Genomic DNA, 1,001 nt, shown 5'->3' with positions numbered 1-1,001 from the left:
AGACTCAAGTGGCTTTTACTGCCTTATCTACGCTTATCGCAAGTTAATACGTCCTTCATCGCCTCTGACTGCCTAGGCATCCACCGTGTACGCTTATTCACTTAACCATACAACCCAAAAGGGTCTTATGTATGTTCAACTAAATAAGGTTTAGTTTTTTGTTTATTCAAGAGGGTAATCTTGAATAAACGATTTGCCGGACTCAATAGAACAAACCATAAATGGTTTGTAGAATACAAGACACTTGAATGTGTGTTGTTACTCATCACTTGCAAGCAAGTAATAAGATTTGAGAACTTTTATTTTGAACAAATAACCTTGGTTATTTATTCAGTCAGCTTTCCAAATTGTTAAAGAGCAAAGAGTTATTGTTTTTACAAACGTAACACTTTTTAAAGGCTTTCAGCTACAAGAAATCCCATTCAATAAAAACCGAATGCGAAACATCATAGAAAACACTTAAAGAGTGGTGGGCGATACCGGGCTCGAACCAGTGACCCCCTGCTTGTAAGGCAGGTGCTCTCCCAACTGAGCTAATCGCCCACATTGTTTTTCTTACCTAAAGTAAGCATTCCCGTGGAAGGAATGGTGGGTCGTGCAGGATTCGAACCTGCGACCAATTGATTAAAAGTCAACTGCTCTACCAGCTGAGCTAACGACCCATTTTACTACTCTCTTAATCAAAAGGAGAGAAGTGGTATCCCGTAGGGGAGTCGAACCCCTGTTACCGCCGTGAAAGGGCGGTGTCCTAGGCCTCTAGACGAACGGGACACAGGATTTTTATTCATTTCTGAATAAAATACGAAAGCATATGGGATGCTTTCAAACTCTTTTCTTTTCTAAACCTAATCAATCTGTGTGGGTACTCATCAATAATAATCTTTTCGTAAGGAGGTGATCCAGCCCCAGGTTCCCCTAGGGCTACCTTGTTACGACTTCACCCCAGTCATGAACCACAAAGTGGTAAGCGTCCTCCCCGAAAGGTTAAACTACCTACTTCT

3 tRNA genes and 2 rRNA genes are annotated in these 1,001 nt (G+C 41.5%); all 5 read right to left on the bottom strand.

Annotated elements, in window-relative coordinates:
- A 23S ribosomal RNA gene (locus tag HC723_RS16905) occupies positions 1–107 on the bottom strand; the annotation flags it as partial.
- A 360-nt stretch (positions 108–467) separates the two neighbouring features.
- Positions 468–543: transfer RNA gene (locus tag HC723_RS16900), tRNA-Val, on the bottom strand.
- A 43-nt stretch (positions 544–586) separates the two neighbouring features.
- A tRNA-Lys gene (locus HC723_RS16895) sits at positions 587–662 on the bottom strand.
- A 33-nt stretch (positions 663–695) separates the two neighbouring features.
- Positions 696–771 (bottom strand) — tRNA-Glu (locus HC723_RS16890).
- Between the two features lie 116 nt (positions 772–887).
- Positions 888–1,001, bottom strand: a 16S ribosomal RNA gene (locus tag HC723_RS16885); the annotation flags it as partial.

The organism is Vibrio sp. S11_S32, assembly GCF_014694465.1.
GTDB classification, from domain to species: Bacteria; Pseudomonadota; Gammaproteobacteria; order Enterobacterales; family Vibrionaceae; genus Vibrio; species Vibrio algicola.
Note: the sequence above shows the minus strand (reverse complement) of the source record. Positions and strands in the feature narration are given on the sequence as shown.